Source organism: Hoeflea prorocentri (assembly GCF_027944115.1).
GTDB lineage: Bacteria > Pseudomonadota > Alphaproteobacteria > Rhizobiales > Rhizobiaceae > Hoeflea_A > Hoeflea_A prorocentri.
In genome coordinates this window covers 2,328,662-2,351,797 of record NZ_JAPJZI010000001.1, presented here as the reverse complement: position 1 = coordinate 2,351,797, position 23,136 = coordinate 2,328,662, and the positions used below count along the sequence as shown (strand labels likewise).

The 23,136-nt window shown below is 58.4% G+C and carries 22 protein-coding genes; 12 read left to right on the top strand and 10 right to left on the bottom strand.

Annotated features, from left to right (window positions below):
* Nucleotides 1–45: 45 nt before the first annotated feature.
* Genes OQ273_RS11085 through OQ273_RS11065 form a run of 5 tightly spaced genes read left to right on the top strand, consistent with a single transcriptional unit; the run spans nt 46 to nt 3,812 of the window.
* On the top strand, nt 46–966 hold the full coding sequence (locus OQ273_RS11085) for a branched-chain amino acid ABC transporter permease (protein WP_267990565.1): 921 nt from the start codon (nt 46–48) through the stop codon (nt 964–966).
* Nucleotides 967–973: 7 nt separating this feature from the next.
* On the top strand, nt 974–1,954 hold the full coding sequence (locus OQ273_RS11080; RefSeq protein WP_267990564.1) for a branched-chain amino acid ABC transporter permease: 981 nt from the start codon (nt 974–976) through the stop codon (nt 1,952–1,954).
* The gene (locus OQ273_RS11075) at nt 1,947–2,696 is read left to right on the top strand and encodes an ABC transporter ATP-binding protein (protein ID WP_267990563.1); all 750 of its coding nucleotides are present in this window, start codon (nt 1,947–1,949) and stop codon (nt 2,694–2,696) included. The genes OQ273_RS11080 and OQ273_RS11075 overlap by 8 nt, the downstream gene beginning before the upstream one ends.
* Entirely contained in the window at nt 2,693–3,379 is a 687-nt protein-coding gene (locus tag OQ273_RS11070; RefSeq protein ID WP_267993081.1) for an ABC transporter ATP-binding protein, read from the top strand. Before OQ273_RS11075 ends, OQ273_RS11070 begins: the two co-directional genes overlap by 4 nt.
* A 37-nt stretch (nt 3,380–3,416) precedes the next feature.
* Entirely contained in the window at nt 3,417–3,812 is a 396-nt protein-coding gene (locus OQ273_RS11065) for a RidA family protein (RefSeq protein ID WP_267990562.1), read from the top strand.
* A gap of 9 nt (nt 3,813–3,821) precedes the next feature.
* Here OQ273_RS11065 and iolB read toward each other — a convergent pair whose 3' ends face one another.
* The 3 genes from iolB to OQ273_RS11050 form a co-directional block, all read right to left on the bottom strand.
* Complete coding sequence (gene iolB, locus OQ273_RS11060) at nt 3,822–4,619, bottom strand: 5-deoxy-glucuronate isomerase (RefSeq protein WP_267990561.1); 798 nt, start codon at nt 4,617–4,619, stop codon at nt 3,822–3,824.
* 14 nt (nt 4,620–4,633) lie between these two features.
* Nucleotides 4,634–6,565, bottom strand: coding sequence for a bifunctional 5-dehydro-2-deoxygluconokinase/5-dehydro-2-deoxyphosphogluconate aldolase (locus OQ273_RS11055; RefSeq protein WP_267990560.1), 1,932 nt, complete (start codon nt 6,563–6,565; stop codon nt 4,634–4,636).
* A gap of 86 nt (nt 6,566–6,651) precedes the next feature.
* Nucleotides 6,652–7,494 (bottom strand): MurR/RpiR family transcriptional regulator, encoded by an 843-nt coding sequence (locus tag OQ273_RS11050; protein ID WP_267990559.1) that lies wholly within the window; start codon nt 7,492–7,494, stop codon nt 6,652–6,654.
* Between the two features lie 721 nt (nt 7,495–8,215).
* On the opposite strand from OQ273_RS11050, the gene OQ273_RS11045 reads away from it, so the two are divergent.
* The 3 genes from OQ273_RS11045 to OQ273_RS11035 all read left to right on the top strand — a co-directional run bounded on the left by OQ273_RS11045 (nt 8,216) and on the right by OQ273_RS11035 (nt 11,251).
* Nucleotides 8,216–9,166, top strand: coding sequence for a sugar ABC transporter substrate-binding protein (locus OQ273_RS11045; protein ID WP_267990558.1), 951 nt, complete (start codon nt 8,216–8,218; stop codon nt 9,164–9,166).
* A gap of 164 nt (nt 9,167–9,330) precedes the next feature.
* Nucleotides 9,331–10,470, top strand: a complete 1,140-nt coding sequence (locus OQ273_RS11040) for an ABC transporter permease (protein ID WP_267990557.1) — start codon at nt 9,331–9,333, stop codon at nt 10,468–10,470.
* 1 nt (nt 10,471) lies between these two features.
* Entirely contained in the window at nt 10,472–11,251 is a 780-nt protein-coding gene (locus OQ273_RS11035) for an ATP-binding cassette domain-containing protein (RefSeq protein ID WP_267990556.1), read from the top strand.
* 37 nt (nt 11,252–11,288) lie between these two features.
* Here the strand turns inward: OQ273_RS11035 and OQ273_RS11030 are convergent, their stop codons facing one another.
* The 6 genes from OQ273_RS11030 to OQ273_RS11005 are packed head-to-tail and all read right to left on the bottom strand — an operon-like array spanning nt 11,289 to nt 17,434.
* On the bottom strand, nt 11,289–12,296 hold the full coding sequence (locus OQ273_RS11030) for an ABC transporter ATP-binding protein (protein WP_267990555.1): 1,008 nt from the start codon (nt 12,294–12,296) through the stop codon (nt 11,289–11,291).
* Nucleotides 12,297–12,307: 11 nt separating this feature from the next.
* Nucleotides 12,308–13,390, bottom strand: a complete 1,083-nt coding sequence (locus tag OQ273_RS11025; RefSeq protein ID WP_267990554.1) for a Gfo/Idh/MocA family protein — start codon at nt 13,388–13,390, stop codon at nt 12,308–12,310.
* On the bottom strand, nt 13,387–14,226 hold the full coding sequence (locus OQ273_RS11020) for a carbohydrate ABC transporter permease (RefSeq protein ID WP_267990553.1): 840 nt from the start codon (nt 14,224–14,226) through the stop codon (nt 13,387–13,389). The genes OQ273_RS11025 and OQ273_RS11020 overlap by 4 nt, the downstream gene beginning before the upstream one ends.
* 12 nt (nt 14,227–14,238) lie before the next feature.
* Entirely contained in the window at nt 14,239–15,168 is a 930-nt protein-coding gene (locus OQ273_RS11015; RefSeq protein WP_267990552.1) for a carbohydrate ABC transporter permease, read from the bottom strand.
* A 57-nt stretch (nt 15,169–15,225) separates the two neighbouring features.
* On the bottom strand, nt 15,226–16,485 hold the full coding sequence (locus OQ273_RS11010; protein ID WP_267990551.1) for an ABC transporter substrate-binding protein: 1,260 nt from the start codon (nt 16,483–16,485) through the stop codon (nt 15,226–15,228).
* Nucleotides 16,486–16,501: 16 nt separating this feature from the next.
* Nucleotides 16,502–17,434 (bottom strand): N-acetylmuramic acid 6-phosphate etherase, encoded by a 933-nt coding sequence (locus OQ273_RS11005; RefSeq protein WP_267990550.1) that lies wholly within the window; start codon nt 17,432–17,434, stop codon nt 16,502–16,504.
* Between the two features lie 191 nt (nt 17,435–17,625).
* Here OQ273_RS11005 and OQ273_RS11000 point away from each other — a divergent pair, with 191 nt between their 5' ends.
* The 4 genes from OQ273_RS11000 to nagA are packed head-to-tail and all read left to right on the top strand — an operon-like array spanning nt 17,626 to nt 21,498.
* Nucleotides 17,626–18,507 (top strand): glucosamine kinase nucleotide-binding domain-containing protein, encoded by an 882-nt coding sequence (locus OQ273_RS11000; protein WP_267990549.1) that lies wholly within the window; start codon nt 17,626–17,628, stop codon nt 18,505–18,507.
* A gap of 40 nt (nt 18,508–18,547) precedes the next feature.
* Nucleotides 18,548–19,264 (top strand): GntR family transcriptional regulator, encoded by a 717-nt coding sequence (locus OQ273_RS10995; protein WP_267993080.1) that lies wholly within the window; start codon nt 18,548–18,550, stop codon nt 19,262–19,264.
* 39 nt (nt 19,265–19,303) lie between these two features.
* A complete protein-coding gene (locus OQ273_RS10990) occupies nt 19,304–20,323 on the top strand; it encodes an SIS domain-containing protein (RefSeq protein WP_267990548.1) in 1,020 nt (339 codons plus the stop codon).
* Nucleotides 20,320–21,498 (top strand): N-acetylglucosamine-6-phosphate deacetylase, encoded by a 1,179-nt coding sequence (nagA, locus tag OQ273_RS10985; protein ID WP_267990547.1) that lies wholly within the window; start codon nt 20,320–20,322, stop codon nt 21,496–21,498. The genes OQ273_RS10990 and nagA overlap by 4 nt, the downstream gene beginning before the upstream one ends.
* Here nagA and OQ273_RS10980 read toward each other — a convergent pair.
* Entirely contained in the window at nt 21,495–23,105 is a 1,611-nt protein-coding gene (locus tag OQ273_RS10980; protein WP_267990546.1) for a polysaccharide lyase domain-containing protein, read from the bottom strand. The genes nagA and OQ273_RS10980 overlap by 4 nt on opposite strands.
* Nucleotides 23,106–23,136 lie beyond the last annotated feature (31 nt).

Below are 23,136 nucleotides of genomic sequence, written 5' to 3'. Positions count from 1 at the left end.
GTCCGCATTTACTGATCACGAGCTTCTTAAAAGGCTGCGCGAGCGATGACACTTGTCCTTCTTACGGAGCAATTGCTGAACGGCATCCAGTTCGGCGTCATGCTCTTTTTGATGGCAGCCGGATTGACGCTGGTTTTCGGTGTCATGGGGCTGATCAATCTGGCTCATGGCTCGCTCTACATGATCGGCGCATTCCTGTGCGCGACCGTGGCGCTGGCAACCGGCTCCTTCTGGCTGGGGCTGGTCGCAAGCCTTGCCGGGGCCGCCGCCGCCGGCGCGGTGGTCGAGATTGCAGTGATCCGGCGGCTCTATGACCGCGATCATCTTGATCAGGTGCTGGCGACCTTTGCCCTTATCTTGATCTTCTCGGAAGGTACACGCTGGGTCTTCGGCTCGTTCCCGCTCTTTCTGGATATTCCTCCTGTGCTTCAGGGTGCAGTGACCTTGCCGGGCGGGGCGGAGTACCCGCTCTACCGTCTGACAATCATAGCCATAGGTCTTTTGATTGCCTTTGGGCTTTACCTGCTGATCTCGCGTACGCGGCTTGGCATGCGCATCAGGGCAGGGGAGTCCGACAGGGAAATGATCGGTGCGCTGGGTGTCGACATCCGCACGCTCTACACCGTTGTGTTTGCACTTGGCGCGGCGCTTGCCGGGCTTGCGGGCGCGCTTGTCGGAGCAATCCAGTCGGTACAGGTCGGCATGGGGGAGCCGGTTCTGATCCTTGCCTTCGTGGTGATTGTCATCGGTGGGATCGGCTCGGTCAAAGGCGCGCTGATCGGCGCCATCCTTGTCGGGGTTGTCGACACGCTGGGCCGCATTCTCCTGCCGCAGTTCTTTGCGCTCTTCATGGAGGCCTCGCAGGCGACATCGGTCGGCTCGGCGCTCGCTTCGATGGCCATCTACATCCTCATGGCGATCATCCTTGCGGTTAAACCGCAGGGCCTGTTTTCGGCTGGAGCGTGAGGTTACGATGAAGCGTGAAACAGCCATCAACTGGATTTTGGGACTTGGCCTTCTGGCCGTTCCATTCCTGGCACTGTGGGCCGATGAGACCTTTTACGTCACGCTGGCAACGCGTGTTGCCATATTGGCTCTCGCCGGTGTCGGTCTCAATCTGGCGCTGGGGTTTGGCGGAATGGTGTCGTTTGGCCATGCTGCCTTTTTCGGGCTTGGCGGTTATGCGGCTGGCATTCTAGCCATCCATGCATTCAACCAGGAGCCGTTTCTCACCGTTCCCTTTACCATCGCCGGCACCAACGACATGATTGTCATCTGGATTGTCGCAATCCTTGTTTGCGCGCTGGTTGCGGTGGCGATCGGTATGATCGCGCTGCGCACATCGGGTGTCTATTTCATCATGATCACCCTGGCATTTGCCCAGATGATCTACTACTTCGCCATTTCCTGGCCCTCCTATGGCGGCGAGGACGGGCTGTCATTCTACGTGCGCAACGGCTTTCCGGGGCTCAACACACTCAATCCGATCGAGTTCTTCCTTATCTGTTATGCGGCGCTGATGCTTGGCCTGTTCCTATCTGCCCGGCTGCGCGACTCGCGTTTCGGCGCTGCACTGCAAGTCGCGCGTCAAAATGAAGTCAGGCTGGCTGCAACCGGTATTGCGCCTTTCAATGTCCGCCTTGTGGCCTATGTGATTTCCGCCTGCATGACGGGGCTTGCCGGTGCGCTGTTTGCGGACCTGAACCGCTTTGTCGGACCGTCGATGCTGTCATGGCACCTGTCCGGCGAAATCATGATCTTTGTGATTCTTGGAGGCGTTGGCCGGCTTTTCGGTCCGCTTGCTGGCGCAGCTCTTTTCATCGTCCTGGAGTTCTACCTTGGCGGTATCACCGAGCACTGGCAGTTTTTCCTCGGACTGATCCTGCTTTGCGTTGTGTTGTTTGTACGCGGCGGCGTGATCGGAGTCCTGGCGGGGAGACGCGATCATGGCTGAAGCCGTCCTGTCACTCAACTCGCTGCGCAAGAGTTTCGGTGCGCTCAAGGCAACGGACAATGTCTCGCTTGATGTGCATGAAGGCGAAATCCACGCCCTGATCGGACCCAATGGCGCCGGCAAATCGACGCTCATCCACCAGGTCGCCGGTTCGCTCTCGCCGGATGGGGGCAATATTCGTTTTCTCGGTGAGGATATCGGCGCCCTGACCGTTGCTCAACGTGTGCGCCGCGGTCTTGGACGTACATTCCAGGTCTCGTCCGTTGCACCGGAATTCTCGGCATTGCGCAATGTCATGTTGAGCGTTCAAAGCACGCAAGGCTCGAGCTTCCGCTTCTTCAGGCCGGTCATGCGTGACCGTGCACTGATCGATGCCGCGATGGAGAAGCTGGAAGCCGTCGACCTTTCCGAACGGGCAAATATTCCGGCTGCCGAGCTTTCTCATGGCGAGCGCCGTCAGCTTGAAATGGCCATGGCGCTGGCGCTGAAACCGCAGCTTCTCCTGCTGGATGAGCCCATGGCCGGCATGGGGCCGGAAGGTTCACGCAGCCTGACGCAGTTTCTCGATGCGCTTCGGCACGAGGTGCCGATTCTTCTGGTCGAACACGACATGGAAGCCGTCTTCTCGCTTGCCGACCGTATTTCCGTATTGGTCTATGGCCGCGTGATCGCCAGCGGCAGCGTGGAAGAAATCCGTTCCAACCCGGATGTGCGGGAAGCCTATCTCGGGGAGGAAGAATAATGCTGCTTGAGATCGAAGGCCTGCAGGCATTTTATGGACGCTCCCAGGCGCTGTTCAGCGTCAATCTGAGTGTCGACGAGGGAGAGGTCGTTGCCCTCATGGGCCGCAACGGAATGGGCAAAACGACTACCATACGCTCGGCCTGCAAAATTCTGCCCTACAGGCACGGCTCCGTTCGTTTCCGCGGCCGTGACCTGGGCCCATTGCGCTCGCATCGGGTTGCCCGGCTTGGCGTAGGGCTGGTGCCGGAGGGGCGGCGGTGTTTCCCCAATCTGACGGTGCACGAAAACCTGGTGGTGGCGGCGCGCCCGGGCGAATGGACCCTGGAACGGGTCAACGCGATGTTTCCGCGCCTCAAGGAGCGCCAGCGGCAATCGTCAAGCACGCTGTCGGGTGGCGAACAACAGATGCTGGCCATTGGGCGGGCGCTCATGACCAACCCGAAACTGCTTATCCTCGATGAGGCGACTGAAGGCCTTGCGCCTGTTATCCGGCGGGAAATCTGGTCCGCGGTTTCGCAATTGAAAATGGCGGGCCAGTCGATCCTGATTGTCGACAAAACGCTGAAGGAACTCATGAAGGTGGCGGACCGTTGTTCGATTCTCGAGCGTGGAACCAGTGTATGGGATGGTCCGCCATCCGATCTCAACAAAGATATTCAGGACCGTTTTCTTGGGGTCTGATGGCCGGAAGAACGTATCAAGTGAAGGCAAGAGCATTATGAGAACTCTAAATCCCGAAGGTTGGGCACCGGCAAAAGGTTATGCCAACGGTATTGAGGCCAGCGGCCGCGTTGTCGTCACTGGCGGCCTCGTCGGCTGGAATGCAGACCAGGTTTTTGAAACCGATGACTTTGTCGGTCAGTGCGAGCAGGTTTTCCGCAATATCGTCGCCGTCCTGGCGGAAGCCGGAGCCGGTCCGGAACACATCGTGCGCATGACATGGTACATCACGAACAAAGCCGAATATCTCGCATGCCAGCGCGAACTCGGTGCTGCTTATCGCCGCGTGATCGGCCGGCATTTTCCGGCCATGGCCGTCGTTCAGGTGGTCGCGCTGATGGATGACGCGGCCAAGGTCGAGATCGAGGCGACGGCCGTGCTTCCAGATGACTAGGAACGCGCGTTAAGTATCAAGCAGCCATTCGTGTTCGGCGGCATTGTGGAATTTCCAGGTCCGCCTGGGGCCGGCCATGACGTTCAGATAATAAAGATCATAGCCATGACAGGCCGCGCAGGGGTGATATCCCCTCGGCACAAGCGTGACGTCGCCGTCTTCCACGGCCATCGCTTCGTCCAATGACCGGTCATCTGTGTAGACACGCTGGAAGCCAAAGCCCTGAGGCGGGTTCAAACGGTGATAATAGGTTTCCTCAAGCCGTGATTCATGCGGAAGATTGTCCTGATCGTGCTTGTGGGGCGGATAGGAAGAGGTGTGTCCGCCCGGCGTGATGACCTCGACCACCAGCAATGACTGGGCCGGCTGATCTTCCGGCAGGATATTGGTAACGTAGCGTGTATTGGTGCCTGACCCGCGCGTTTCCTTGCTGAGATTGTCCGGTGCAATAATCCGTGGTGGCAGGTTGTGAACGGTATCGGGTGCCGAGCAAACGGCGAGCTCGACATCGCTCCTGGCCGTCACCTGCCAGTTTGATCCGCCAGGGATATAGACAGCGGCAGGTACACCATCGAATGGCGACAGACGCTCGCCCAGAAGGCCGAGATCGTTACCGCCTATGGAAACCGATCCCTGACCACTCACGAATACAAGGCAGATTTCACGATCGCCCGTTTGCGCGCCAACCGTGTCAGCCGGCCGCAGTTTGTGCAGATCGAAACCGACGTATTCCCAATCGGCGGCCTGGGGAGTGATGTGGGTGACGAGGCCGTGCCCGTCCTTGGGCTTCACCAGAAGTTTCGACACGTCAAAATCTCCTCTCAGTGTGAACTGCGGCAACGGAGCCAAAGCGCGCAGAGCTTTTCAAACCGCTCCGTCATGTCCGCAATTGCCTGTTCATCATTGATCTCGCCCGCGAGCCAGGCTTTGGCCGCATCGGCAAAAATTGTCCGTCCGACGGCGAAGCCACGGACAGTTTCGGTTTGAGCGCAAGCCCGGAACGCATCTTCCAGTTCGGCAACCGTTGCATCGAGCCCCAGAACGATAATGCCCCGGCACCAAGGATCGTTGCGCTTTATGACCTCTTCGGTTTTCGACCAGACGGCAGGCGATGTCTGCGGCTCAAGTTTCCACCAGTCGGGCTTGATGCCAAGGGCATAGAGTTCTGCCAAGGCGCGGGCGATGGTGTCGTCCTTCAGATTTCCGTGTTTGCTTGCGATGATCTCGACAAGCAGCTCACGGCCGACCTTCCGCGCTGCCTCAAACAAGCTCAGAAGCTTTTCCTGCTGTTCGGCTTTGAGCGCCTCGTCATCGTCCGGGTGATAGAAACACAGCGCTTTGATGCAGTGGTCGTTCGGCCACTCAACAAGTTGCGAACCGATGTCCTGGCTGAATTCGAAACGCAGCGGCCTGGAGCCTGGATCCTCCACCGGGCGGCCAAGCCATGAGAAATTGTGTCTTGCCGCGTCGAAGAAAGCCTCGCGGCCAAACCGTTCATCGAGAAGCATACCGAAACCCGGCCGTCCGTCGGCCACCTGCGCAGCAGATGCGACGGCCAGGCGTTTGAATTGAGCAATCCGGGCGTAGTCGGCGCCGGCGGAGTCGGCCATATCGGTCAGCTGAACCCGATGATCGATCGCCAGCGCCATGAGCAGCGGAATGTCCTTGTTGCGTGTTGTTGCCCAATGAATGTGATTGATGCTCTCGTCCTTGCGCAAGGCGCGGTGGGGCGAGCCATCCCTTAAAAAACTGCTGAGTTCTTCCCAGGTGGGAATTTCCGGAGAGCACAAGAGCCGCGATACGGCGAATGCGCCACAGGCATTGGCCCATGTCGCACTGGTTTTGTGATCCTCTCCGCGCAGCCAGCCACGCAGGAAACCGGACATGAAGGCATCACCGGCACCGAGGACATTATAGACCTCGATCGGAAAGCCTTTGCCGACGATACCGTCTTCGAGGTCGTTTGGTATCGCACCATCGTAGACGATACAGCCCATCGGACCGCGTTTGAGAACGATGGTTGCATCGCTCAAGCCGCGAATCGTCTTGAGAGCCGCCGGAAGTTCATTCTCTCCGGATGCGATCAGCACTTCCTCCTCCGTGCCGACAATGAGATCGCAAGCCGCCAGCACGGCCTTCATTTTTTCCGACACCGCACCGGAAGCGATATAGCGCTCTTCACCCGATGCATGCCCGGCCAGACCCCAAAGGTTCGGCCTGTAGTCGATGTCCAGAACTACCTTCGCACCGTTCTGCCGTGCAAGGCGCATCGCCTTTTCCTGGGCGGCGGCGGGACCGGGTTTCGAAAAATGCGTTCCCGAAACAAGCACCGAACGGGAAAGGGCAATGAAGTCCGGATCGATATCGTCCGCGCACAAAGCCATGTCGGCACAGTCTTCGCGATAGAAGATGAGCGGGAAGGTGGTGTCGTTTTGGACCGACAGGAGCACCAGCGCCGTCAGTCTGTCCGGATCCGTCACGATACCGCGGCAGTCAACACCTTCCCGTTGCATCTGTTCCCGTATGAAGCCGCCCATCTGTTCGTTACCGACCCGGGTGATGACGGCGGATTTCAATCCGAGACGTGACGAGCCTATCGCGATATTGGACGGGCATCCGCCGACCGACTTGGCAAAGGAGCTGACGTCTTCGAGCCGTGAGCCGATTTGTTGGCCGTAAAGATCCACCGAGGACCGGCCAATCGTAATGACGTCCAGGGTTTGTGAGGCGTCGTGCGATGCCGTAGCGTTCATGTCCGGTCTCTCCAATGGAAAATCGCGACGGCGCAAGCCGTGGATTTGGAGCGTGAAACGATAGTCATTGAATTCAGTAGCAAGCTCTACGCCCCGTGCTGACGCGCTTCTGCAACGGCAACCGGCAGTGCCGTGCAAAGGGCCATGCTGGCCGATAGCGAACGGAAGCCGCCATAGTCCGCTTCGGCGATCTCCAGCCATTGCGTGGCGCAGGCCGCCAACGGGGAGAAGGCTGAATCGGTAATCGCCACGACAGGCACGCCAGCCTCTGACATGAGATGCGCCTGAGTGATGCAGTCGGCGGCGTAGGGCGAAAAGCTGATCGCCAGCGCCGCGTCCTGCGGGCGCGCCATGGATGCGATTTCCGGATCAATGCCGTTGGTGGAGGCAATCAGGCTATTGCGGATCTTGAGCTTGCCGAAGGCGTAAGCCATGTGAGCTATCAGCGGATAGGAGCGACGTCGTGCAAGCAGATAGATCGTGTCTGCACCGGCAAGGATACTGACCGCCTGGTTCAACGTCTTCGGATCAACGCTCGCCGAAAAATCGTCGAGCGAACGCCTGGCCGCCGTAAGAAAGCCCTGAAGCAGATCGGAGTCATCGGGCGGTGTATCGCCTGACGCGGCAATTGTCTTGAGTCGGTCTTCATAACTTGGCCTGCGGTCGCGCAGCTTGGCCTGGAAAACCTTCTGAAGGTCGGAAAAGCCCTCATAGCCCATTTGATGGGCAAAGCGCACCAGTGTCGACGGCTGGACTTCAGCCGAGGCGGCTATACTTGCCGCGGTTCCGAAAGCCACTTCATCGGGATTGTCGAGAGCGTATTTGGCAACCTGTGCAAGCCTGCGGGGCAGGGAGTTCCTGCGCTCGATGATCAGGCTGCGCAGGGCTTCAAAATCCCGTGGTGCTAATATGGTTTGCCCTGTGGTCAATATGGTTCCCCTGGAATGATTTGCTCCTCATGTGCCACAAATGAAATAAATATTCCATAATGGAAATGCTCGTTTCGTAAAGAAATACAAGGAAATGAATCGGTATTTTGTCGCAATGCCCGTATGCGTTGTGGAGCCTGCGCACGTCGAACTGAGGCACACCCAATGACAACTAATCCGATGGTTTTTCAAGCAATTGCGGATATGTTCAGGGTTTTCCGCAGTTTCTGAAAGTGTGGGATTTTCAATTATGGCAGCTCTTTTCCGAAGCGCCGGCCACTGGGGCAGCATTGACGAGAAAATCGTCTCTTGCCCGCGTTTCTGCCTTTCTTTGTCATTTTGCAACCGGTTGCAAAGCGGTTTTACTTGGCATAGGGTGCGCCACGATCGGCTCAGAAGGCTGGCTTGTTCAGGCAGGCGAGCCGTCTTGAGATGGTCTTGTCACCAACATGCGCCCGCCGGGTGACGGAACAAAGGGGAGGTTTGCGACAATCACCATGAAGGCATGAGGAGCGGGATCTGAACGTGACAGGAAAGCGGTCTGACCCGCAGCTTGACCTCATTTGCGATTGGTGGAATGAATATTCTAGTTGGAGGAATTTTCGGTTATCCGTTCCGTACGTGCGATGGCCGGATCTGTTGGAAATTTGGCGTTCCTTTTAAACAGGAACGTTCCGGAAATCGATCGGTGCTGCCGGACACCTTGGTGGAGGAATATCTAATGAAGAAACTGTTACGCGGTCTTGTTGCAGGCGTATTTGCTGCAGGTTCGATCTTCGCGATGGCTACGACGGCCAGCGCCGAAGGTGAGCGCATTGTGCTCATCAGTCATGCCCCGGATTCCGATTCCTGGTGGAACACCATCAAGAACGGCCTTGCCATGGCCGGCGAGCATGTTGGTGCGGAAGTTGAGTACCGCAATCCGGCAACTGGCGACATCGCCGATATGGCCCGTATTATCGAGCAGACCGCAGCGTCAAACCCGCACGGCATCATCACAACGCTTGCGGACCCTGATGTATTGAGCGGACCGATCAGCAATGCCGTGGCCAAGGGTATCCCGGTGATCATTATCAATTCCGGCACTCCAGAGCAGGCGGCTGACGTCGGTGCGCTGATGTATATCGGTCAGCCGGAATATGATGCGGGCCTTGCAGCCGGTCAGCGCGCCAAGCGCGATGGCATCGGCTCATTCCTGTGCGTGAACCACGTTGTCTCCAACCCGGTGGTTGGTGAACGCTGTCGTGGATTTGCCGACGGTCTCGGTGTTGAGCTTGGCGATTCCATGATCGACTCCGGTCAGGACCCGGCCGAAATCAAAAACCGGGTAAAGGCGTTTCTTTCGGCCAATCCTGATACGGAAGCCGTTTTGACCCTCGGCCCGACATCGGCTGATCCGACCATCGAGGCGCTGAAGGAAAACGGCATGGCCGGAAACATCTATTTCGGCACGTTCGACCTCGGCACCGAAATCGTCAAAGGCATCAAGGACGGCACGATCCAGTGGGGCATCGACCAACAGCCCTTCCTGCAGGCCTATCTGCCGGTTGTTGTGCTCGCCAACTACAATCGGTTCGGCGTCCTGCCCGGCAACAATATCAACTCCGGCCCGGGTTTCGTCACCAAGGACGCGCTGGCCAAGGTTGAAGAGTTCGCTGGCGAATATCGCTAGGGGACCAGCGGCCGCGCTCAAAGCGCGGCCGTTCTTTTTCGGGCCTTCGAAAACGTTCGCGTGGCGGCCGGCCCGGCTTTGTTCGGTTCCGTGAGAGCCGATTTGTAACGCAAATCCAGTAGTTGGGACCCGCCTGGACGTCCGGGCGAGGATGGGAGGCTGATATGTCAGAAGCCGAAGCCAAGGATGCGGCGCCGCAAGAAGAGGACCGCGACGAACGTATCCGTGAAATCTCGCCATTGCGAAAGGCTTTGATCAGACCCGAGTTGGGATCGATCTGCGGTGTAATCCTCGTATTTGTATTTTTCCTTATGATTGCCGGAGATTCCGGCATGTTCTCGCCCGAAGGCATTGTCAACTGGACCGTTGTGTCGGCGCAGTTCGCGATCATTGCCGTGGGCGCTTGCCTGTTGATGATTGCCGGTGAGTTCGACCTGTCCGTCGGCTCCATGATCGGCTTTTCCGGCATCGTCATAGCGCTGATGTCGGTGACCTACGGCTTTCCCATGTGGGTTGCGATCATTGTGGCTTTCATGATTGCCATGAGCATTGGCTGGCTGAATGGCTTTCTTGTCATCCGTACCGGCCTTCCATCATTCATCGTCACTTTGGCCTTCCTTTACATCCTGCGCGGCCTGACGATCTTCCTGGCGATTTTCACGACGAACAAGACCATTATCGGCGGTGTTCGCGATGCGGCGGAGGGTGATTGGCTCGCCGCGATTTTCGGCGGCAAGATCTTCAAGGGGCTGTTCGTGTGGCTCGCAGATCTTGGACTGATCGGCAAGTTCGTGGCGGGCAACCGCGCGGGCGAGCCGGTTGTCGACGGCATACCGATGCTGATTGTCTGGGCGATCGTGCTGATCATTTTCGGCCATGTGCTTTTGACGCGTACACGCTTCGGCAACTGGATTTTCGCCGCGGGCGGTGACGCACAGGCTGCCCGCTATACCGGTGTGCCGGTCAATCGCGTAAAGATCATGATGTTCATGTTCACTGCGTTCTGCGCGACCGTCTTTGCGACCTGTCAGGTGATCGAGTTTGGTTCCGCCGCCGCCGACCGTGGTGTCCTGAAGGAGTTCGAGGCAATCATCTCGGTGGTGATCGGGGGCGCGCTTTTGACCGGCGGTTACGGATCGGTGGTCGGAGCAGCGCTCGGTGCCCTGATCTTCGGCGTGGTCCAACAAGGCCTGTTCTTTGCCGGCGTGGAAAGTTCGCTCTTCCGCGTGTTCCTCGGTGTGATCCTGCTGCTCGCGGTGATCCTCAACACCTATATCCGTCGCAGCATCACGGGGGAGCGCTAAGATGAGCACGCCACTGATTGAACTGAAGAACATCGAAAAGCACTTCGGCTCGGTGATTGCGCTGAACGGCGTGTCCATCTCGGTCAATCCGGGAGAGTGCCATTGTCTGCTTGGCGACAATGGTGCCGGCAAGTCGACATTCATCAAGACAATGGCAGGTGTTCATCAACCCACGCGCGGCGAGATCTTCATGGAGGGCAAGCAGGTCCATTTCAACACGGCCCGCGATGCCATCGAAGCCGGTATCGCGACGGTCTATCAGGATCTTGCGATGATCCCGCTCATGTCGGTGACGCGGAACTTCTGGATGGGCAGGGAGCCGCGCAAAAGCTTCGGTCCTCTCAAATTCATCGATTTCGATATGGCCAACAAGGTCACGATGGAAGAGATGGCGCGCATGGGCATTCATCTGCGCGAACCAAGCCAGGCTGTCGGCACGTTGTCAGGCGGTGAGCGCCAGACCGTTGCGATTGCGCGGTCGGTCTATTTCGGTGCCAAGATCCTCATCCTCGATGAGCCGACATCGGCGCTTGGTGTGCGTCAGACCTCCAACGTCCTGGCGACGATCGACAAGGTGCGCAAGAAGGGGATCGGCGTCGTGTTCATCTCGCACAATGTGCGTCACGCCATGGCCGTCGGGGACCGTTTCACCGTGCTCAATCGCGGCCAGACACTCGGCACAGCCAAGCGCGGCGAGATCCAGCCGGAGGAGCTTCAGGACATGATGGCCGGCGGCAAGGAACTGGCGCAGCTTGAGGGCTCCCTCGGCGGGACCGTCTGATATGGGTGATGGCCGGTGAAGTCGGCCAGCCACTCGTCTATTGTGCGGTGATCGTGAGCCCGTTTTCATCGAAGCGGAACATGCGCGAACGGTCCGGTGTGGCATAGAGCCTGTCGCCCGCATCGAATTCATGCTGACCGAAGAGCCGGACTGTCAGAAGTCCGGCGGCTTCGGTGTCCATATAGAGGATCGTATCGGCGCCAAGGTGCTCCGCATGCAGGACGCTGCCGGCCCAGTCGCCGCCTTGCGGGTCCACCGAGATGTGTTCAGGACGGACACCGATCGATGCAGCATTGGCCTCATCCAGGCGGCCCGCCTCAATGAAGTTCATCTGCGGTGAGCCGATAAAGCCGGCAACAAATGTATTCGCCGGATTGTTGTAAAGCTCCATCGGAGAACCGATCTGCTCCACGACCCCGCCATTCAAGACGACGATCTTGTCGGCAAGCGTCATGGCCTCGACCTGATCGTGGGTGACGTAGATCATTGTGGCGCCGAGTTCCCTGTGGAGCCGGGCGATTTCAAGGCGCGTGTTGACCCGAAGGGCGGCGTCGAGGTTCGACAGCGGCTCGTCAAACAGGAAGAGTTGTGGATCGCGCACCACGGCCCGACCGATCGCCACGCGCTGACGCTGTCCGCCCGACAGTTCGGCCGGATAACGGTCGAGATAATCATCGAGCGAGAGCATCTTGGAGGCTGCCGCAACCCGGCTGGCAACCTCGTTTGCAGGCTGTCCGGCCTGTTTAATGCCAAGCGCCATATTGTTGCGCACGGTCAGGTGAGGGTAGAGCGCATAGGTCTGGAACACCATCGCAATACCGCGTTTGGATGGCGGTAGATGGTCAACGGCAGCGTCAGCGATTGTCACCGATCCGCTGCTTGCATCTTCCAGTCCGGCGATCACACGCAGAAGTGTGGATTTTCCGCAGCCCGACGGGCCGACGAAGATGACGAACTCACCATCCTCAACCTGCAGGTCGATGCCTTTGAGGACCTCCACCGGACCGAAGGATTTGCGGATGTCTTCCAGAACAAGCGAGCCCAATATTTCATTCCTCAGTTGGTTGCCGGTCCGGCTTGGCCGAGTTTGACCGCTTTGCCGGTGCGCACGCTTTCATCCGCCGCGAGGCAGACATGCAGGGATTTCACTGCATCCTCCATGTGGCGGGACAGGTCGATATCTTCTCGTATCGCTTTAAGAAAAAATGCCTGTTCCAGGTCGCAAAGCTCCTGGTGTCCGGGTTCGCCTTCCATGGAGACAAGTTTGTCCGCATCCGTGAACTTGCCATCGTTCCCGGTCCTGGAGCTGTGGACACGGATACGCTGTGTTTGCGTGTGGGTGTCGACATCATCCGATTTGGCGCCTTCGTCCATGACGATCGACACGCAGCCTCCGGGCGAGATCACGTCTTTCACAAAGAAGGCCGTTTCCGACATCATCGGCCCCCAGCCGGCCTCATACCAGCCAACCGATCCGTCGTCGAAAAGCACCTGCAGATGACCGTAATTATACATCTCATCGTCGATATCCTGCGAAAGCCGCAGGCCCATGCCCCGTACCTCGACGGGTTTGGCGTCGGTGATCTGGCACATGACATCAATGTAGTGGACGCCGCAATCGACAATGGGCGAGGTCGATTTCATAAGGTTCTTGTGGGTTTCCCACGTTTCGCCGCTTGATTGCTGGTTGAGGTTCATGCGGAACACGTAAGGCCCGCCAAGGTCCCGTGCTTCGGCGATGAGCCGAATCCATGACGGATGGTGGCGCAAGATGTAGCCAACGACCAGCTTGCGCCCGTTGGCCCTGGCGCAATCGACCACCGCGCGCGCATCCGCAACCGTTGTCGCCAATGGCTTTTCCACGAAGACGTGACATCCTGCTTCCATCGCCCGGATGGCATAGTCCGCATGGCTGTCGGAGTAGGTGTTGATTGACACGGCGTCCGGACCAAGGATGTCCAGGGCGCGGTCAAAGTCCTGGTAAAATGCGTGGCTCTCAAGACCGTCCGGAAGCGCAACCTTTGATCGATTGACGAGACCGGTGATCTTGAAGCCCGGATTATGATGATAGGCGAGGGCATGGCTGCGCCCCATTTTGCCCAGTCCGGCGACAAGAACACGCACCGTTTGATCCGTCATTTGACTGCTCCTGCTGTTATGCCGCGTATGAGCTGACGCGAGAAGATGACATAGAGGACAAGCACTGGCAGGATTGCCAGGGAAAGCGCCGACAGGACGGCATTCCAGTTGGTCACGAACTGGCCGATGAAAACCTGGGCGCCAAGGGTGATTGTCTTGGTCTCCTCGGCTGAAGCGAGGATCAGCGGAAACCACAGATCGTTCCAGATCGGGATCATGGTGAAGACAGCAACGGTCGCCATGGCCGGGCGCACCAGCGGAAGAACAAGACGCAGAAAGATCCGGTATTCCGAAAGCCCGTCGATCCGGCCGGCATCCTTCAGATCCGCCGATAGCTGCCGCATGAATTCAGACAGGATGAATATCGCCAGCGGCAGGCCCTGCGCCGTATAGACGAGGATCAACGCGGTCAGCGTGTTGACCAGCTCGCTTGCCACCATCAGCTTGAGGATCGCGACAGTGCCGAGCCGGATGGGGATCATGATGCCGAGCGCCAGGTAAAGCCCCATCAGCGAGTTGCCGCGAAACCGGTATTCCGACAGCGCAAAGGCGGCCATTGCGCCGAACAGCAGCACAAAAAACAGCGATGCGACCGTGACGATCAGGCTGTTCTGAAAATAGAGAAAGAAATCACCCTGCGCGAGGACAGTCTCATAGCCGATAAGGCTGAAGGTTTCCTCGTCCGGCAACGAGAGGGGCGAGCGGAAGATCGCCTTTCTGGACTTGAACGAGTTGATGATGATGACCACCACCGGGAAAAGGGCAATCACCGTATAGGCCGCCAGAATGGCATGGGCCGCAAGGGATCGGGACACTGAATGGGTTGCTTTTGCCATGACGGTCCGGCCCTAGAACTGGTAGCGGCGAAGCCGCGTCTGGATGCCGAAAAGATAGATCGACACGCCGGCAAGAATGATCAGGAACATGACCGAGGCGATCGTCGAACCCATATTGGGATCGCCCACCTGCAACTGGAAGCCAAAGAAGGTGCGGTAGAGGAACGTGCCGAGGATATCGGTCGCGTAGTTAGGGCCTGCCAGCGCACCCTGTGTCGTATAAATCAGATCGAACGCATTGAAATTGCCGACAAAAGTCAGGATCGAGATGATGCCGATGGATGGCAGTATCAGCGGCAGTTTTATCTTCCAGAACTGGCTCATGCCGGTAATGCCGTCACACTCGGCTGCCTCCAGAACCTCGTCCGGAATGGACAGGAGCGCTGCGTAGATCAGCATCATTGGAATGCCGATGAACTGCCACACCGAGATAAGGCTGAGCGTGGTGAGTGCATATTCCGTCTTGCCCAGCCAAGGCGCAAAAAGGCTTTTCAGGCCGACGGCGCTCAGCATATCCGGGGCGATGCCCCAAAGCGGGCTCAGGATCAGTTTCCATGCGAAGCCGACAATAACGAAGGAGAGGATTGTCGGCACGAATATGGCTGTACGGTAAAAGACCGAAAACCGTAGTTTCGGACTGGAGAGCAGGGCTGCAAAGAGGATACCCAGCGGGTTCTGGACCAGCATGTGAATGATGAAGAACCAGGTGTTGTTGAAAAGGGCGTTCCAGAAGGAATCGGACCAGCGCGGATCGCCGAACAGGATGCGGAAGTTGTCAAAGCCGACAAAGACCTGCTGCTGATCAACCTCCCGGAAAAGGGAGAGCTGAAGCGTGCCGAACAGAGGCAGGATCATAATGGCCGTGTAGACGAGGACCGCCGGCGCAAGGAAGACGGCGATATGCCAGCGAACCGGCCTTTTTGTCTTTTCAGATGCGCTCATGGTTGTCCCCGGAGCCATGATGAAACGGGCCGGTTCGAAACCGGCCCGTTCGCATGGTTACTTCTGGTTTTCGTACCAGCTTGCAAGACCGTCCTGAAGGCGTTTGGCCGCGTCTGCGGGCGCCTCGGTGCCGCGGATGACGTTTGCGGACGCATTCCAGGTCTCGTTTTCAAGGTTCGGCGTTCCGCGCGACAGAATCTGATAGGTCGAACGGATGGTGGAGTTACATTTTCCGCGCCAGGAAACGAATTCCTGTGCCAGCGGATCGTCCATTTTCACAGTGTGATCGGACAGCGAGAAGAAGCCCGGCAACGCATTGGCATAAAGCGATGCAAACTCATCTGAGCCGACCCAGTTCAGGAATGCCTTGGCGGCCTCGGGATTGGCTGTTTTCGGGTTCATGCCGATAGCGATATCCGTATGGTCGGAGATGTAGCACTCGTCGCCCGCATTGCGGACCGGCGGCGGAAATGCGCCCATCTCGAAGTCGGCAAGGTTGTTGAAGCCCGAGATTTCCCAGGAGCCCGCCGGATAGACGGCCGCACGGCCGAGCGTGAACATATTCTGGCTGTCGGGATAGGTCTGGGCTTCAAAGCCGTCGCCGAGATAATCCTTCCAGCGCACCAGCGTCTCATAGGGCTGCACCCATTGTTCGTCCGTCAGCTTCTGGTCGCCGTTGATGAGGGCAAGGCGGCCTTCTTCGCCTTTCCAGTAATTGGGTCCGATATTCTGGTAGCCCATCGTTGCGGCTTCCCACTGATCGTTTGTGCCCATGGCCATCGGAACGTAGTTGCCGTCTTCCTTGATCTTGTCGAGGGCGGCAAAGAGTTCCTCTTCGGTTTGCGGCACAGCAAGGCCGAGTTCCTCAAAGGCGTCCTTGTTGTAGATGAAACCGTGGATCACCGACGCCATGGGAACGCAGAACTGCACCGAGCCATCGTCGGTCGACCAACCGGATTTCGCCACGCTGGAAAAGTTTTTCATGCCCTCAAGATCGGTGACTGCAGCAAGGTGACCGTCTTCATAAAGCGCCAGTGACGCGTCAAACGGCCGGCAGGTAATAAGGTCTCCGGCCGATCCGGCCTCAAGTTTGGAATTGAGGACGGCATTATATTCGGCCGGTGCGGAAGGGGTGAACTTCACCTTGATGCCGGGATGCTTGGCTTCGAACGCCGGTATCAGCTTGGTCTGCCAGATTTCCAGGTCATCATTGCGCCAGCTCTCGATTGTCAGTTCGGCGTCCTGCGCATAGGCAAAGCCCACGCTGCACAAAAGCGTGGATGCCAGAAGCAGGCCCTTGATGGATGTGCTCTTCATGGTTTTCTCCCAGTTGTTACGCCGATGAGGCGCGTTGCTCTTCAGGGGCAGAGCCCTGATCAAGTGCGGTCAAAGCCGACCGTACATTTCCGTCATGGGCGTCAAGCAAAGCCTGCGCCTCATCAATGCCGCCGGCTCCGGCGGCACGCAAAATGGCTGGTTTAACCTTGCCGTTCACCTCGTCGAGGCAATTCGCGGCCCTTGTCTCGTCGCACTTCGCGAGGCGGCAAATCATATGGATGGCCCGGGTGCGCAGCTTGGTGTTGTCTACCGTCAGATTGACCATATGCCCATCGACCACATGGCCAAGGTCAATGGCCATGAGCGTGGAAATCATATTGAGAGCGATTTTCTGAGCGGTTCCGGCGCCCATACGTGTCGAGCCGGCAATCAACTCAGGCGAGGTGGGCAGAAATATCCCGATATCGGCGGCTTTGAGCAATGGCGTATCGGGATTGTTGGCAATCGCCACGGTGGTCGCGCCAACCTCGGCCGCCCGGGCGAGGGCGGCGACCGCATAGGGTGTGGAGCCACTGGCCGAAACGGCGATCATCAGGTCGCCTTTGCCAATGCCTGCTGATGTCGCGTCGCTGAAACCAAGGTCTGAATCGTCTTCGGGGCCCCCTCGGAACGTGTCGATCCAGGGCGATCCGCCAGCGAAGAGTATTTTGATGCGGTCGCGCTCAATGCCGAATGTCCCGGGAAGCTCGAGGGCGTCCGAAAGGGCCATCAGTCCTGAGCTTCCGGCGGCGGCGTAAAAAAGACTGCCGCCGGAGCGGAGACAGTGCGCCACGGCGGCGGAGGCTTCAATGATCGCATCGGATGCGTGAGCCACGCTTGCCGCGGCTTCGCTCTGGCCTTCAAGCAGGTCCGAAAGCACCGCTTCCGGCGTTTTCAGATCGAGCCCTGGCGCGCTTTGATGCAGGCTTTCCGTTGTTGTTCCGCGCATCGCTTCCTCCGCGCAATCAATAATGCCAAAAAAATACCAATTGTCCAGCAAGGCGGGAGAAAAATTAACCATGTTTTCCGAATGCGAAAATATAATAAGTAAAAACAACTAGATAAAATCAAAAGAAAATATCTCTCAGACCCTCTTGGTTAATGGTATTTTATTGGTATTATATGGTGAGGGAGAGAATAATGACGGCGCATGTCATAGGAATTGACGGTGGTGGAACCAGTTGCCGAGCTGCTCTGACCGGGCGTGACGGAGTGGTCAGCGGAACGGGCAAGAGCGGCGCCGCGAATATCCTGACTGATATGAATGGCGGGGTCCGTCATATTATCGAGGCCGCGCAGCGGGCGTGTGATGACGCCGGGCTTCGCGGTGAGCTTTCCTCCATGGATGTTCTGCTCGGGCTTGCTGGCGCCAATATGGACGCCAGCGTCGAGGCGCTGCGCGGCCGGCTTCCGTTTCGCCGCTGTGAGATCGAAAGCGACGCATTAATTGCGGTGCACGGTGCACTGGGAGAGGCGGACGGGGTCGTTGCGATCATCGGAACGGGCGCGGTGTTCGCAGCCAAGCAGGGGTCATCGGTTCGCACGATCGGCGGTTGGGGCTTTGTCGTCGGCGATCAGGGCAGCGGCGCGGCCTTGGGGCAAGAGCTGATGCGGCGGACGCTATTGGCCCATGACGGCGTCGGACCAGCGTCGGACGTGACCGGGCGCCTTTTCTCGGAGTTTGGCGGGGAGCCGCAAAAGGTGGTTGCTTATGCCCATGGCGCACCGCCGGGCGCATTTGCCCGATATGCACCGATGGTCTTTGAATATGCGCAGCGCAACGATCCCGTTGCCACCGCAATCATCGTTGAGGCTGCCGGTCAGATCGATGCGTTTATCGATGCGATGGTGGGGACAGAGCTTCAGCGTCTCTGCCTGCTTGGAGGATTGGCCGGCCCGTACGAACCATGGCTTGCCGACAAGCACAGGGCGCGGATCGTCCCGGCACAGGGTGATGCGCTGGACGGGGCCGCCCAACTCGCGCGCCAACGGTTTCTTATGACTGGAGATGTCCGTGTCTGAGCGTTTCCATACGATCTTTGCCGGTGAGAATGCCTTGGCGATGGGCAGCGGTCCGCTTTATCTGAAGCTGCGGAACCGGGTTGAAAAGGCAATTGATGAAGGTCTGCTGACCGATGGCGACGCGCTGCCGTCGGAGCGCGATATCGCCGAACTTGCCGACGTATCACGGGTCACGGTGCGCAAGGCCGTACAGGATCTTGTGAAAGACGGCATTCTCGTCCAGCGCCATGGGTCGGGAACTTTCGTGTCCAAACCGGTGGCGCGGGTCGAGCAGCCATTGTCGCGGCTGACCTCTTTCACCGAGGATATGACCCGGCGCGGATGGCACGCACAGTCGCGCTGGTTGACGCGCGGCAGGTTTGCGCCTTCGCCGGAGGAGATGGTCTCACTCGGTCTTGCTCCGGGAGATGAAGTCTCTCGCATTGAGCGCCTGCGCATCGCTGATGCAATGCCATTGGCAATCGAGCGGGCCTCGATATCTGCGCAGTTGCTGCCCGATCCCGATCTCGTTGACGTATCTCTCTACGCAGTGTTGGAGGCACACGGGCACCGGCCGGTTCGCGCCCTCCAGCGCATATCCGCCACCAATTTGCGCGCCGAAGATGCCGAACTTCTTGGCGTTGAAGCCGGTGATGCGGGTTTGCGGATTGAGCGCATATCCTATCTTGAGTCGGGAAGGGTGGTGGAGTTCACCCGGTCGCTTTATCGCGGCGATGCCTATGATTTTGTCGCCGAACTGACAATCGGGAAGGGCTGAGATGCCGTTGCGTGCGCCCTGTCGCGCCGGAGAAACCAAATGACAAAAATGCGAGCGGAGATCGACGAGATACCGGATGCGGCACAAAGGCTGCTGGACGGACTGTCGCCTGATCTGGGCGAAATCGGCCGCTCGTTGCGGGAACGCAAGCCTGGCTTCGTGGTCTCTGTGGCCCGCGGGTCTTCCGACCACGCGGCGGCGTTCTTGAAATACGCCATCGAACTGCAACTGGGGCTGGCCGTCGCCTCGGTCGGTCCTTCCATCGCTTCGATCTATGGCACTCGGCTTAAACTTGACAATGCACTTTGTCTGTCAGTGTCACAGTCCGGCCAAAGCCCGGATATCGTGGCGCTGCAAAACGCTGCCGGGCAGGGGGGCGCTCTGACCATGTCGCTGACGAACAATGCCGGTTCACCACTCGCCGTCGGCAGCGATATCCGCATTGATATCCGGGCCGGCACAGAATTCGCAGTGGCGGCGACAAAGAGTGTTGTAAATTCGATCCTTGCCGGCTTGCTCGTCGTATCGGCCTGGTCTCGGGATGAAGCGCTGGAGCGGGCGCTCAGGCAGTTGCCCGAGCAGTTGAGCAAGGCGGTGCGCACGAACTGGCCATCCATTTTTTCCGATCCGCAAACCGGCCAGTCGCTTTATATACTCGGTCGCGGGCCGGCGCTGGCGGTTGCCCATGAGGCGGCGCTCAAATGCAAGGAGACCTGCAATCTGCACGCCGAAGCCTATAGCGCAGCGGAAGTATTGCACGGCCCGGTCTCTCTGGTTGGGGGTGGTTTTCCGGTTTTGGTTTTGACGGCCCGGGATGCGGCGGAAGCATCTATAGTTTCGACGGCTGACAAGCTGGCCGGCGACGGAGCCAAGGTCTACATCACTTCCGAAAAGACGATGACGGCCCGGCGACTTCCCTTTATAGCAACGGGTCATCCGTTGACGGACGCGTTGGCTCTGATTGTTCCGTTTTACGGATTTGTCGAGAGACTGGCGCGGACAATCGGGCTGGATCCCGACAGCCCGGACAAACTCAGCAAGGTGACCGAGACCACATGACGCAACACACAGCGATCGAAGCGCCGGTGATCTTTGACGGTTCGACCTGGCATTCACAGGCGGCAGTTCTGTATCAGTCGGGAACTGTCACGGATATTGTCCCCGTATCGCAAATCCCGGCGGATGTGGCTTTGTCGCGGCTTGAGAGCGGCTTCCTGGCGCCGGGGTTTGTCGACCTGCAGGTCAATGGCGGCGGCGGTGTCCTGCTGAACGACGATCCGAGCATCGAGACCATTCGAACCATTTGCACGGCGCATGCGCGGTTCGGAACGACCGCATTGCTGCCGACGCTTATCACCGACACGCCGGAGATGACGGAAAAGGCAATCGCCGCCGCTGCCGGTGCAGCGAAGGATGAGATCGCCGGTTTTCTCGGCCTTCACCTGGAGGGACCGCATCTGTCGGTCGAGCGGCGGGGCGCACACGATGCGGACCTCGTCCGCCCCGCCGGACGGGACGATGTGGCAAGGCTGCTGGATGCGCAAAGAAAAATTCCGCACCTGCTCGTTACCGTTGCTCCGGAAGCCGTCACCACAGATCAGATCCGCACCTTGAGTGAGGCCAACATCAAGATCAGTCTCGGGCACAGCAATGCCGATTGCCAGACCGCGCGTGAGATGGTCATGGTCGGGGCTTCGATGTTTACGCATCTGTTCAATGCCATGAGCCCCCTCAGTCATCGCGAGCCGGGCATGGTGGGTGCGGCTCTGTCGGAACCATCCGTCCATGCGGGGCTGATTGCCGACGGTATCCATGTTGCGCCGGAAAGCCTTGGCATTGCCATCAGAGGCAAGGCAGAACCGGGCAGGCTGTTTGTTGTCACCGACGCCATGTCCTGCATCGGCACCGATCAGCAATCCTTCACACTGAACGGGCGCACCGTGCATCGGGTAGACGGGCGCTTGACGCTGGACGACGGAACCCTCGCCGGAGCGGATATCGACATGATCGCATCGGTACGGTTTCTGGTCCAGAAGGTCGGGCTGCGGGTCGATGAGGCGCTGAAAATGGCATCACTCTATCCGGCGCGCGCACTTGGCGCGGATGATCGACACGGGCACCTGGGAAAAGGCGCGACCGCAAACCTGGTGCATTTGTCCGATGCCCTGACGGTCGAAAATGTCTGGATCGCCGGGGAGTGTGTCTTCAGTTGCGAAGGACCGTCCGGCAACTAGAAGAGCAGAAGACCGGGCTTGTCGCCGTCTTCATCATCGTCCTGTTTATTCTGGCTAGCATCGCCGGTCGCCTCCGGCAAAAAGGCAAACGCGCGGTCGATGGGATCGTAAACCCCGTCTTCCTGATGAGCGCCTATATTTCTGCCCGCCGGGACAGAAATTCCGCTGCCGTCCGGCAGTTCGATGAGCATCGCGATTGCGGTTTTGAAACCGGCAGAATCGGATCCGATGCGCAGGTTTGGCTGGGCCGACTCCGGGTGGGCAAAACTGGGCGAGCCTGCCTTCGAGTTTTCTCCAAGTTCAAAACCCAATGACCTGAAACCGTCCGGGAAATTGCTGTCTTCGCAAAGGTCGCCATCAAAGATGATGTCGTAGTGTTCCGCGTCCCACTGCCGGGTAAAATGATTGCCGAGATCATCTTCCAGCCACTTCAGGGAACCGGTTTTTCCGAACATCTGTGCCTTGGCCGGATTGCCGAATCCGATGGCGTTGTTGAAATGCCTCAGCCTGCCGAGCGCGCCTTTGGGGAAGATGCCCTTGCCTTTGCGGTAGTACCAGGAATTGAAAAAGACGTGGATCGGGCCCTCATTCTTCTGAGCGCCGCCAAGCTTGAAATGGGAACACTTTGTCCGGTCGCCGGGCTCCGGTAGCATGCTTGGCGGATTGTTCACCCACCCCACATTGCCGTAGATGTAGAACCAGCCGGCGCGCTGCAGTTCAAGAGAAAACGGGCGGTAACAATCGGCAAATGTATTGTGCCGGATCACCCAGTTCCAGGCGTAATCCTCAGGCTCGATAGCGTTGTCGCGTATGCGGGTGAATGTATTGCCTTCGATAAGAATATTGGCGGAGGCGCGGCGGCCATTGTTGAAGTTTAATTGTATTGCATCGACGCCCGGCGCAAGCTGATCGATACGGTTGAAAAAATGGATCGCGTTGAATGCATCCGAGATTGTGTTGTCCCGGATAACGATGTTGCCCGCCACATCCCAGGCGCGGAAAAAATCACCGTCCCAGGCGCGATAGTCGCCTTCCGGATCGACCGGAATACCGTCGGTGTTCTGTTTCGATCCGTGGACACGGCGCCACGGTATTGTGTTCCACATCTCATTGTCGTCGCTGACATCCTGTTTCCAGTCGCATTTGCTGACAAGGATATCGCGGGTGGTTAGGCCATTCGCGCCAATTGCGATGGTTCCTTCCCGAAAACTGAGTTCTTCAAGCCTCATATGCTGGCATTCTTCCAGATAGACGGCCGTCGGCCAGCAGCGCAGGAAGTTCAGGCCGCGCACAATGACATGCCGGCAGTGAATGAACGCGAGCGTGGCTTCGTCAGCCGTCTGGCCGACGCTCGGATAGTAACCCGCGGCCTGCCTGCGCATGGCAATGAGGTTTGCCTGTTTGCCGTATTTCTTCCGTGAAAGACCGCTGGTAAACACGGCGCCCGTTTCCGCCTCAATCACGATGGGAGCGCGAGCCGTGCCGGCAAGGCCCGTCAGAACCAGCGGCTGCCTGTAGACACCTTCTTCAAGAATGATCCTGTCGCCTGCGCGCAGCTTGCGGCAGCGTTTGGCGACATTTGAGGGATTGGCTCTTTCTACCGCCATCTCGCGACCGATTTGCTTGTCTTTATCTGTG

Excerpts from the sequence above, each read along its gene's own strand:
- OQ273_RS11085 (WP_267990565.1), top strand. The coding sequence starts at position 46 with ATGACACTTGTCCTTCTTACGGAGCAATTGCTGAACGGCATCCAGTTC.
- OQ273_RS11080 (WP_267990564.1), top strand. The coding sequence starts at position 974 with ATGAAGCGTGAAACAGCCATCAACTGGATTTTGGGACTTGGCCTTCTG.
- OQ273_RS11075 (WP_267990563.1), top strand. The coding sequence starts at position 1,947 with ATGGCTGAAGCCGTCCTGTCACTCAACTCGCTGCGCAAGAGTTTCGGT.
- OQ273_RS11065 (WP_267990562.1), top strand. The coding sequence starts at position 3,417 with ATGAGAACTCTAAATCCCGAAGGTTGGGCACCGGCAAAAGGTTATGCC.
- OQ273_RS11055 (WP_267990560.1), bottom strand. The coding sequence starts at position 6,565 with ATGAACGCTACGGCATCGCACGACGCCTCACAAACCCTGGACGTCATT.
- OQ273_RS11045 (WP_267990558.1), top strand. The coding sequence starts at position 8,216 with ATGAAGAAACTGTTACGCGGTCTTGTTGCAGGCGTATTTGCTGCAGGT.
- OQ273_RS11040 (WP_267990557.1), top strand. The coding sequence starts at position 9,331 with ATGTCAGAAGCCGAAGCCAAGGATGCGGCGCCGCAAGAAGAGGACCGC.
- OQ273_RS11035 (WP_267990556.1), top strand. The coding sequence starts at position 10,472 with ATGAGCACGCCACTGATTGAACTGAAGAACATCGAAAAGCACTTCGGC.
- OQ273_RS11025 (WP_267990554.1), bottom strand. The coding sequence starts at position 13,390 with ATGACGGATCAAACGGTGCGTGTTCTTGTCGCCGGACTGGGCAAAATG.
- OQ273_RS11020 (WP_267990553.1), bottom strand. The coding sequence starts at position 14,226 with ATGGCAAAAGCAACCCATTCAGTGTCCCGATCCCTTGCGGCCCATGCC.
- OQ273_RS11015 (WP_267990552.1), bottom strand. The coding sequence starts at position 15,168 with ATGAGCGCATCTGAAAAGACAAAAAGGCCGGTTCGCTGGCATATCGCC.
- OQ273_RS11010 (WP_267990551.1), bottom strand. The coding sequence starts at position 16,485 with ATGAAGAGCACATCCATCAAGGGCCTGCTTCTGGCATCCACGCTTTTG.
- OQ273_RS11005 (WP_267990550.1), bottom strand. The coding sequence starts at position 17,434 with ATGCGCGGAACAACAACGGAAAGCCTGCATCAAAGCGCGCCAGGGCTC.
- OQ273_RS11000 (WP_267990549.1), top strand. The coding sequence starts at position 17,626 with ATGACGGCGCATGTCATAGGAATTGACGGTGGTGGAACCAGTTGCCGA.
- OQ273_RS10995 (WP_267993080.1), top strand. The coding sequence starts at position 18,548 with ATGGGCAGCGGTCCGCTTTATCTGAAGCTGCGGAACCGGGTTGAAAAG.
- OQ273_RS10990 (WP_267990548.1), top strand. The coding sequence starts at position 19,304 with ATGACAAAAATGCGAGCGGAGATCGACGAGATACCGGATGCGGCACAA.
- nagA (WP_267990547.1), top strand. The coding sequence starts at position 20,320 with ATGACGCAACACACAGCGATCGAAGCGCCGGTGATCTTTGACGGTTCG.
- OQ273_RS10980 (WP_267990546.1), bottom strand. The coding sequence starts at position 23,105 with ATGGCGGTAGAAAGAGCCAATCCCTCAAATGTCGCCAAACGCTGCCGC.